The 8997-nt window shown below is 63.5% G+C and carries 10 protein-coding genes; 3 read left to right on the top strand and 7 right to left on the bottom strand.

Annotated features, from left to right (window positions below):
* Positions 1-241: 241 nt before the first annotated feature.
* The 4 genes from NKI72_RS33150 to bcoG are packed head-to-tail and all read right to left on the bottom strand — an operon-like array spanning position 242 to position 4052.
* Complete coding sequence (locus NKI72_RS33150) at positions 242-1405, bottom strand: acyl-CoA dehydrogenase family protein (RefSeq protein ID WP_352818774.1); 1164 nt, start codon at positions 1403-1405, stop codon at positions 242-244.
* A gap of 4 nt (positions 1406-1409) precedes the next feature.
* Positions 1410-2483 carry a 3-hydroxyacyl-CoA dehydrogenase NAD-binding domain-containing protein gene (locus NKI72_RS33145; RefSeq protein ID WP_352818771.1) on the bottom strand — a complete coding sequence of 358 codons (1074 nt, stop codon included), beginning with the start codon at positions 2481-2483 and terminating at the stop codon, positions 1410-1412.
* Entirely contained in the window at positions 2480-3109 is a 630-nt protein-coding gene (locus NKI72_RS33140; RefSeq protein ID WP_352818768.1) for an HD domain-containing protein, read from the bottom strand. The genes NKI72_RS33145 and NKI72_RS33140 overlap by 4 nt, the downstream gene beginning before the upstream one ends.
* Positions 3110-3140: 31 nt before the next feature.
* A complete protein-coding gene (bcoG, locus tag NKI72_RS33135) occupies positions 3141-4052 on the bottom strand; it encodes a 3-dehydrocarnitine:acetyl-CoA trimethylamine transferase BcoG (RefSeq protein WP_352472538.1) in 912 nt (303 codons plus the stop codon).
* A 76-nt stretch (positions 4053-4128) separates the two neighbouring features.
* On the opposite strand from bcoG, the gene NKI72_RS33130 reads away from it, so the two are divergent.
* Entirely contained in the window at positions 4129-5109 is a 981-nt protein-coding gene (locus NKI72_RS33130; protein ID WP_352472537.1) for a GlxA family transcriptional regulator, read from the top strand.
* 86 nt (positions 5110-5195) lie between these two features.
* On the opposite strand, the gene NKI72_RS33125 is transcribed toward NKI72_RS33130, so the two are convergent.
* Positions 5196-5405, bottom strand: a complete 210-nt coding sequence (locus tag NKI72_RS33125; protein WP_023680243.1) for a hypothetical protein — start codon at positions 5403-5405, stop codon at positions 5196-5198.
* A 166-nt stretch (positions 5406-5571) separates the two neighbouring features.
* Entirely contained in the window at positions 5572-6228 is a 657-nt protein-coding gene (locus NKI72_RS33120) for an O-methyltransferase (RefSeq protein ID WP_352748847.1), read from the bottom strand.
* A gap of 93 nt (positions 6229-6321) precedes the next feature.
* Here NKI72_RS33120 and NKI72_RS33115 point away from each other — a divergent pair, with 93 nt between their 5' ends.
* Positions 6322-6954 carry a TetR/AcrR family transcriptional regulator gene (locus NKI72_RS33115; RefSeq protein ID WP_352454840.1) on the top strand — a complete coding sequence of 211 codons (633 nt, stop codon included), beginning with the start codon at positions 6322-6324 and terminating at the stop codon, positions 6952-6954.
* Between the two features lie 132 nt (positions 6955-7086).
* On the opposite strand, the gene xylA is transcribed toward NKI72_RS33115, so the two are convergent.
* A complete protein-coding gene (gene xylA / locus NKI72_RS33110; RefSeq protein WP_352782230.1) occupies positions 7087-8412 on the bottom strand; it encodes a xylose isomerase in 1326 nt (441 codons plus the stop codon).
* A gap of 110 nt (positions 8413-8522) precedes the next feature.
* Here xylA and NKI72_RS33105 point away from each other — a divergent pair, with 110 nt between their 5' ends.
* Positions 8523-8885, top strand: a complete 363-nt coding sequence (locus tag NKI72_RS33105) for a nuclear transport factor 2 family protein (RefSeq protein WP_352472535.1) — start codon at positions 8523-8525, stop codon at positions 8883-8885.
* Positions 8886-8997: the final 112 nt, after the last annotated feature.

The following is an 8997-nucleotide window of genomic DNA, read 5'->3' as shown; positions in this document are numbered from 1 at the left end:
TCCAAACCATCGACCTCAACCTCGTCGAGAGATAGCATGGAGCACTGTTCGCGATGTCCTCGCACACCTGTTCGCGATGTCTCCGGTCCAAACAGGGGGGAGATTGGCAGTTGGGCCGCCGGCCCCAGGCATGCAACGGCAATAACTGGCGAAATCAGGAATGGCGGCCGATCTCCCCCCTTGAGGGGGAGATGTCCGATAGGACAGAGGGGGGCGCGAAGGAATGCAAACATTGCGCTGTTCAGCCCCCGAACGGGCGCAGCAGCGCCCGCGAGATGATGTGGCGCTGGATTTCCGAGGTGCCTTCCCAGATGCGCTCGACGCGGGCGTCGCGCCAGATGCGCTCGAGCGGCAAATCGTCCATCAGCCCCATGCCGCCATGGATCTGGATCGCCTCGTCGGCGACAAAGGCGAGCATCTCGGTGGCCTTCAGTTTGGCCATGGCCATGTCCTGGTCGGTGACGGTACCCTGATCGTACTTCCAGCCGGCTTCGAACACCATCAGGTCGGCGGCCTTCAGCTCGGTCGCCATGTCGGCGAGCTTGAACGACACGCCCTGGAACTTGCCGATCGGCTGGCCGAACTGCTGGCGCTGCGCGGCGTATTCGACGGCGTGGCCAAGCGCCCGCTCGGCGCGGCCGAGGCAGGTGGCGCCGACCTGCAGGCGCGTCGCGCCAAGCCATGAATTGGCGACGTCGAAGCCTTTGTGGACCTCGCCCAGAACCTGACTGGCCGGCAACCGGCAATCGTCGAATTCGAGGATGGCATTGGTGTAGCCGCGATGCGAGACGTTGCGGTAGCCGTCGCGCACGGTGAAACCCTTGGTGCCCTTGTCGACGAAAAAGGCGGTGATCTTCTTGCGTTTTCCACGCGAAGACTCTTCCTCCCCCGAGGCCATGAAGACGATGGCGAAATCGGCGAGGTCCGCATGGCTGATGAAATGCTTGGTGCCGTTCAGCACCCAGTCGTCGCCGTCTTGCACGGCGGTTGCCTTCATGCCGCGCAGATCGGAGCCGGCGCCCGGCTCGGTCATTGCCAGGCAATCCCATTTCTCGCCGCGAATGCAGGGAAACAGATATTTTTCGCGCTGCTCCGGCGTGCCGGCGAGAAGGATGTTCGAAGGCCGCGCCACGCAGGTCCAATGCAGCGCGTAATTGGCGCGGCCGAGTTCCTTTTCATAGAGCAGCCAGGTCACCGTATCGAGCCCGGCGCCGCCGACGTCGGCCGGCATGTTGGCGGCATAGAGGCCGGCTCCGATCGCCTTGGCCTTGATCTCCTCGATCAGCTCGCGGCGCAGCACGCCGGTGCGTTCAACCTCGCGCTCATGCGGGTAAAGCTCGTTCTCGACGAAGGCCCGCGTCGTCTCGACGATGAGCTTCTGCTCCTCCGAAAGACCAAAATCCATGGTCTCAGCCTTTCTTCCTTTTCTTCGGCTTTTCAGCCTTTGCCTTTTCGGCCGCCTTGGAGGCGGTGGGCTTCTTGGCCGCGAGCTTGGCTAGCTGCCTGGTGTAGTCCTTATGCAGGGCGCCGGCACCCCAGCCTTTGCCTTTGTTCTGCTTCGACAGTGCCTCCATGATGGCGACCAGATTGTCGTCGCGGATCTTTTCGAGCTCGCGGATCGACAGACCGTGCGCCTGATCGTCCGACTGGGTCGCGATCAGCTCGACCAGTTCATCGTTGAACTCCGGCACGTCCATCAGCTTGGTCCACGGCCATTTCAGGCACGGGCCAAACTGCGCCATGAAGTGGCGCATGCCGGCCTCGCCGCCGGCGACGCGATAGACCTGGAACATGCCCATCTGCGCCCAGCGCAGGCCGAAGCCGTAGCGCATGATGTCGTCGAGCTCCTCGACCGTGCAGATGCCGTCCTTGACCAGCCACAGCGCCTCGCGCCAGGCCGCTTCGAGCAGCCGGTCGCCGACGAAGGCTTCGATCTCCTTGCGGATCACCACCGGCTTCATGCCGATCGAGGCATACATCTCCTTGGCGACTTCGATCGCCTCGGGAAAGGTCTGTTCGCCGCCGACGATTTCGACCAGCGGCAGCAGATAGACGGGGTTGAACGGATGGCCGACGACCAGCCGCTCCGGGTGCTTCTTCATCGCCACCTGCATGTCGGTCGGCTTGATGCCGGAGGTGGAGGATCCGACAATGGCGTTGGCCGGCGCATAAAGGTCGATCTCGGCCAGCACGCGGTGCTTCAGGTCGAGCCGCTCCGGCACGCTTTCCTGGATGAAGTCGGCGTCTGCCACCGCCTCGGCGATCGTCTTGGCGAAGGTAAGCTTGCCCTCCTTCGGCAGGCCGCCGGGCAGCATCTGCTTGTAGGCGCGTCGCGCTCCCTTCATCACCTCGCCGACCTTGCGTGACGCCTCGGGGTCGGGATCGAAGATCGACGCGTCGATGCCGTTGAGCAGCAGCCGCGCCACCCAGCCGGCGCCGATGACGCCGCCGCCGATGGCGGCCGCCTTGTTGATGATGCTCATGCGGAGGCTCCGGTTCTTGTCCTGGCTGTTGCGGGGTCGGTGAGGGCGACGCGCTCGCCGGCACGGATCACGGACGCGTCATAGGCCTTGCGCGCGAACACTTCGAGCAGGAAGGGCCGGAAGAAATCGATCGGCAATGTCTCGTAATCCGGGTCGAAGCTCGACTGATCCCAGCGTTCGCAAAACTCATCGCAATCGTCGAAGTAGATGTGCCCGGCGAAACGGTCGCGGGCGTGTGGATTGCCGCCGAGGTGGTGGGCGTAATAGAGGCGCTGGAAATCGCCGTGCTTCTCCACCACCCAGGTGCATTGCTCGCGCACAAAAGGCTTCAGGATCGACGCCGCATACTCGTCGTGGTTATAGGGCGCGTAGATGTCGCCGATATCGTGCAGCAAGGCGCAGGCAATCCAGTCGGTGTCGGCGCCGTCGCGCCAGGCCCGCGTTGCCGCTTGCAGCGAATGGCCGAGCCGGGTGATCTTGTAGCCCGAGAGGCTCGCATCGAGCTGGACGAGCGCGTCGAGCAGCCGCTCGCCGGTCTTTGCCGCGTAGTCGATCTCGTGCTCGGTGAGGAAGGCGTAATCCTCGCGGTCGCCGTCCTTCATGGCGGTGAATTTCACGGTCTTCATCGGCGGCTCCTCCCAACCGGCTACCGGCTTTTCAAAGCGGTGCGCGCTTCGTCAGGTTCAGCTTCTTGCGGACTTCGTCCGGGCCGATGACCCTGGCGCCCATATTCGACACGATGCTGACCGCCCGCTCGACCAGCTGCGCATTGGTCGCCAGCACACCCTTGTCGAGCCAGAGATTATCCTCCAGTCCGACGCGGACATTGCCGCCGGCCAGCACCGCGGCCGCGACATAGGCCATCTGGTTGCGGCCAATGGCAAAGGCCGACCAGTTCCAGGTCGACGGTACATTGTTGACCATAGCCATGAAGGTGTTGAGGTCGTCCGGCGCGCCCCACGGCACGCCCATGCACAATTGCACCAAGGCGTCCGGCTTCAGCACTTCTTCCTCGACCAATTGCTTGGCGAACCACAGATGCCCGGTGTCGAAGGCCTCGATCTCCGGCTTGACGCCGAGCGCCGTCATCATGCCGCCCATGGCACGCAGCATGCCGGGCGTATTGGTCATGACATAGTCGGCCTCGGCGAAATTCATGGTGCCGCAATCGAGCGTGCAGATTTCCGGCAGGCACTGGCGCACATGTTCCATGCGGTTGCTCGCGCCGCCCATGTCCGTGCCTTTTTCGTTCAGCGGCAGCGGTTTCTCCGGCGGGCCGAATACCATGTCACCCCCCATGCCGGCGGTCAGGTTCAGCACCACGTCGACGTCTGCCGCGCGGATGCGCTCGGTTACTTCGCGATAGAGATGCACGTCGCGCCTAGGCTTGCCGGTCTCGGAATCGCGCACGTGGCAGTGCACGATCGCCGCACCCGCCTTTGCCGCCTCGATGGCCGAATCGGCGATCTCTCTGGGCGAGCGCGGCACATGCGGGCTGCGATCCTGCGAACTGCCGGACCCGGTCACGGCACAGGTAATGAAAACCTCACGGTTCATCGCTAACGGCATCGGATTCTCTCCCAATAGAACGTAGGGCAAGAATGCCTGACTTGCCGGAAACTGTTTTGCGTTTTACGAAGATCGTGTGACCAAAAACGAAAAACCGACGATCTTTCGGGCCGAGCGTTTGCCGCTCAAGGTAACGCTGCTGGTATTCTCCGGCTCGTCGATCATGTGCGTCGCCTCGGCCGTCGATCCGTTGCGCGCCGCCAACCGCATTGCCGGTGAGACGCTGTTCGATTTCAGGCTGGTCTCGGTGACAGGCGAGGCGCCGGTCACCACATGCGGCCTGCCGGTGGCGGTCAGCGGCCGCTTCGATGCGGCTGACACAACCGATATGCTGGTCGTCGTCGCCGGCTTCGGCTCGCAGAACCATGCCACATCGGCCTTGCTGTCCGGACTGCGCCGGGCGGCGCGCGCGGCACGCGCCTGGGGCGGCGTCGAGGCCGGCACCTGGCTGGTTGCCCGCGCCGGTCTGCTGGAGGGGCGCAGCGCCACCACCCACTGGGAGGACATGGAGGATTTCTCGTCGGCCTTTCCCGGCGTCGACGTGCGCCCCGACCGCTACGTCATCGATGGCCCGGTGTTCACCACCGGCGGCGCCTCGCCGACCTTCGACCTGATGCTGCATCTGATCCGCACGCGGCTCGGCATGGCCGTGGCGCTCGATGTCGCGAGCGTCTTCATCTACGACCAGGCGCGCGCCGCGACGGACGCGCAACCGCTGGTCTCGCTCGGCCGTCTTGACGGCTACGATCCCAGGCTGGCGCAAGCCATCCGGCTGATGGAAGCGCATGTCGACCAGCCGCTGACTATCGCGGCCGTGGCAAAGCGCGCCGGGGTGACGGCACGGACGCTGGAAAGCATCTTTCGCAAGTCGATCGGCGAAACGCCCGGCGCTTATTACCTCAGGCTGCGCCTCGGCGCCGCGCGCCGGCTGGTGGTCGACACGCGCATCGCCATGGCGGACATTGCCGGGCGAACGGGGTTTTCGTCCGCCGCGGCATTTTCCAGAGCGTTTTCAAGAGCGTTCGGCGAAGCGCCGGTCAGGCTGCGTCGGGGATAATGCATGTCGCCCAAAAGCCTGGCCACGGGCTTGACCCGAGCGTGCGTAGCGGTTTTGCGATAACGACATCCATAGGCAAAGGTAGATCAGGCAGCGTCCTGGCGGTCGCTGCTGCCGTCGATCTGCGAGCGCATCTGTCTCGCAAGATGGGTCTCGAAGCGGCTGGCGACCGCGCGATCCCATTCGTTTGCACTCAGCGCACCTTGTTTCGGGTGCGGCAGCGCCATCAGCCGGTCGATGATCGATCCAGCCTCGCCAGATGAGAGCAGGGCGTCGATTTCGCGTTCGTGCTGCATATCGTTTCGCCTCCTTCTTTCTGAATCCCGCCACGAACCACACTATAGGAGGTTCGTGACGGCTGTTTGAAGGCAAGAGCGAGGCGATTGATGGGCGATGCCGGGCAAAGTTTTGTCCGCCGCCGCCCATCTTGGGCACGATCGTTCCGGCAGGTCACGCAGTGCTTCAGCCAAGCCGCATCGACAGTTCAACATCCTCGCCGAACGGCGTGGACATGTAGCCACTCCCGGTCGAGCGCACCCGCTCGAGGTATTCGGGGCAAAGATCTGCGTTGTCGGCAACGACGAAGGCGCCCGGTCTGAGGCGGCTTTCAACCAGACTCAAGATCTCGGGATAGAGCGCTTTGGCGCCGTCGAGCAGAAGCAGGTCGACGCTTTCGGGAAGATCGACGCTTAATGTTTGCAGCGCGTCTCCTTCGCGGGTTTCCACCATGTCAATGAGACCGCCTGCTGTCAGATTACTCCTCGCGCGCGCGACCTTGGATGGCTCGAACTCGCTGGTGATCAGGCGGCCACCGCCATTGTCCCGCAAGGCTGCGGCAAGGTGCAGGGTCGAGATGCCGAACGAGGTTCCAAATTCGACGATCGTCCGTGCGCCGCTGCCTCGTGCCAGCATGTAGAGCAGCGTGCCGGTCTCTCGCGAAACGGGAAGCCAGAGATCCCTTAGCCGCCCATAGAAATCGAGGTATTCGGTCTTGCTTCGAACCAGCCGCATCCGCTCCTCGGCGGAGAGTTCCGCCACTGCAGGGCTTGTTGCCGCAGCGGCTTCCTCGAACAGGCGGTCCAGCAGGGGCGCGAGCGGCGTTGTCGTCAGTGTGGTCATATCGGTCTCCAGTCGGAATTGAACGCGTTCTTGTGCGACATTCAAAATACGACTAATCATTCGCATTCACTAATCGCATTGGCGCGGCTCTCAATGAGCGACAACCGAAGTCCGCGGATTTCCTCGCGAAAACAGCCGAAGCAGGCCCGCTCGGCGGAGCTCGTCGCTGCGATTTTGCAGGCTGCTGTTCAGGTTTTGGCGAGGGAAGGCGCGCAGCGCTTCACCACGGCGCGCGTGGCCGAGAAGGCCGGCGTCAGCGTCGGATCGCTGTATCAGTATTTTCCGAACAAGGCGGCGATCCTGTTCCGGCTCCAGAGCGACGAATGGCGGCAGACGACCAGTTTGCTGCGCGATATCCTCGAGGATATCAGGAAACCGCCGCTTGACCGGCTGCGCGACCTGGTCCACGCCTTCCTCCGCTCGGAGTGTGAGGAGGCTGCGGTGCGTGTGGCGCTCGACGACGCCGCCCCGCTTTACCGCGACGCGCCCGAGGCGCAGGCGGCGAGGGCGTCCGGAGACCGCACCATCCAGCTCTTCATGCAGGAGGCGTTGCCGAGCGCCGCGCAAGCGACTCGCGAATTGGCCGGCGACCTGGTCATGACGACGCTCAGCACGGTGGGGAAGCAGTTCTCGGAGACGCCTCGAACCCCCAAGGAGATTGAAGTCTACGCCAACGCCATGGCCGACATGTTTTGCGCCTACCTGAGAGGCCTCGATCACGGCTAAGGCGCGCCAGACCCGGTCAGCGAACAGGCGACGCGAGTTTCACACGGGGCAAAACCTTCGTCGGTTCAGCCCCGCAGAGAAGCCGTCTTAGCCGGCGGCCGCTGAACAATGCGGCCGCGAACTGGGTACGCCTCAGACGTACCGGTTGACGATGTTTTCGAGCAATTCCTGGCGGCCGGATCTGGGCTGCGGCTCGATCTTCTCTTTGACGACGCGCTCGGCGATTTCCTCCAGCGTGCGCTTGCCGGCAAGCATCGCCTTGGCCTCGGCCGAATCCCAGCCGGCATAGCGCTCGGCGAGCGGGGCGGACAGCGCCTTGTCCTCGACCATGCGCGCTGCCGCCTTCAGGCCGCGAGCGCAGCAGTCCATGCCCCCGATATGGCCGATCAGCAGGTCCTGCGGATCGAGCGACTGGCGCCTGAGCTTGGCGTCGAAATTGGTGCCGCCGGTCTTGAAGCCGCCGGCCTGCAGCACCTGGTAGTAGGCCAGAGCCATCTCCGGCACATTGTTGGGGAACTGGTCGGTGTCCCAGCCCGACTGGTAGTCGTTGCGGTTCATGTCGATCGAGCCAAAAATGCCGAGCGCATTGGCCAGCGCCAGTTCATGTTCGAACGAATGGCCGGCCAGGATGGCGTGGCCCTGCTCGATGTTGAGCTTGACCTCGTTCTCCAGTCCGAAACGCTTGAGGAAGCCATAGACGGTGGCGACGTCGTAATCATACTGGTGCTTGGTCGGCTCCTGAGGCTTCGGCTCGATCAGGATGGTTCCTTCGAAGCCGATCCTGTGCTTGTAATCGACGACCAGGTTGAGGAAACGGCCGGCCTGTTCCTGCTCGCGGGCAAGGTCGGTGTTGAGCAGCGTCTCATAGCCCTCGCGGCCGCCCCACAGCACGTAGTTCTCGCCGTTCAGCCGCTTGGTGACGTCGATGCAGTGTTTCACCGTCGCCGCCGAATAGGCAAAGACGTCCGGATCGGGATTGGTGGCGGCGCCTGACATGAAGCGGCGGTTGGAGAACAGGTTGGCCGTGCCCCACAGCAGCTTGACGCCGGTCTGCTTCATCTTTCCCGAGAAATAATCGGCGATCTCGTCGAGCCGCGCCGCACTTTCGGAAAAGTCCCGGCCCTCCGGCCGCACGTCGGCATCGTGGAAGCAGAAATAAGGCGCGCCCAGCAGCGAAAACATCTCGAAGGCGACGTCGGCCTTGAGTTTGGCCAGCTCCATCGTGTCGGTACCGCCGGCCTTGGGGAACCATGGCCGGTCGAACGTCTGACCGCCGAACGGATCGCCGCCCGGCCAGGCGAAGGAATGCCAATAGGCGACGGCAAAGCGCAGATGGTCTTCCAGCCGCTTGCCGGCGACGATCTCGTCGGGATTGTAGAACCGATAGGCCAGCGGATTGGTCGAATCCGGTCCCTCGTATTTGATCTGTTGGATGTCGCCGAAAAAACCGCTGCTCATGTTTTTTTCCTCTCGCATGGTTCGGCCTGATTACCTCAGGCGTAATTGGTTTCGCGCTGGCGCTGGTCGAAAAGGCTCATGTCAAAGCCACCCAACGAAGGAGACAGACCATGACCGACCTCAACACCATTGCCGAAAACTACATCGCCGCCTGGAACGAGAGCGACGCCGCACGCAGGAAAGCCTTGCTCGAGGCGACCTTCACCGAGGACGTCGGCTACCGCGATCCGATCATGCAGGGCGACGGCCATGACGCCATCGCCGCGCTGATCGAAGGCGTTCAGCAGCGCTTTGCCGGCTTCAGGTTCTCGCTGAAAGGCAAGCCGGACGGCTTCGCCGATACCATCCGCTTCTCCTGGAACCTCGGGCCGGAAGGCGTCGGCTCCGTCATCGAAGGCACCGATATCGGCGTCATCGAAAATGGCCGGCTGAAAAGCGTCACCGGCTTTCTCGACAAGGTGCCGGCACAGTGAGGCCTTCTCGGCGGGGGCCCGCGCGGGGGGGGGCACGCAACAACCGAAGGCGGCACCAGAGACCGGGGAATAAATGGGGGGCTGTGGAAGGCGGCATGAGGAGCCGCGGTAT

The organism is Mesorhizobium sp. M0437, from assembly GCF_040321335.1.
Taxonomy (GTDB): domain Bacteria; phylum Pseudomonadota; class Alphaproteobacteria; order Rhizobiales; family Rhizobiaceae; genus Mesorhizobium.
The sequence above is the reverse complement of the archived record's forward strand: the minus strand, read 5'-3'. Positions and strand labels throughout refer to the sequence as shown.

Bases quoted from the DNA above. Each gene is read 5' to 3' on its own strand.
- bcoG (WP_352472538.1), bottom strand. From the start codon at position 4,052: ATGCCGTTAGCGATGAACCGTGAGGTTTTCATTACCTGTGCCGTGACC.
- NKI72_RS33105 (WP_352472535.1), top strand. From the start codon at position 8,523: ATGACCGACCTCAACACCATTGCCGAAAACTACATCGCCGCCTGGAAC.
- NKI72_RS33140 (WP_352818768.1), bottom strand. From the start codon at position 3,109: ATGAAGACCGTGAAATTCACCGCCATGAAGGACGGCGACCGCGAGGAT.
- NKI72_RS33145 (WP_352818771.1), bottom strand. From the start codon at position 2,483: ATGAGCATCATCAACAAGGCGGCCGCCATCGGCGGCGGCGTCATCGGC.
- NKI72_RS33150 (WP_352818774.1), bottom strand. From the start codon at position 1,405: ATGGATTTTGGTCTTTCGGAGGAGCAGAAGCTCATCGTCGAGACGACG.
- NKI72_RS33125 (WP_023680243.1), bottom strand. From the start codon at position 5,405: ATGCAGCACGAACGCGAAATCGACGCCCTGCTCTCATCTGGCGAGGCT.
- xylA (WP_352782230.1), bottom strand. From the start codon at position 8,412: ATGAGCAGCGGTTTTTTCGGCGACATCCAACAGATCAAATACGAGGGA.
- NKI72_RS33115 (WP_352454840.1), top strand. From the start codon at position 6,322: ATGAGCGACAACCGAAGTCCGCGGATTTCCTCGCGAAAACAGCCGAAG.
- NKI72_RS33120 (WP_352748847.1), bottom strand. From the start codon at position 6,228: ATGACCACACTGACGACAACGCCGCTCGCGCCCCTGCTGGACCGCCTG.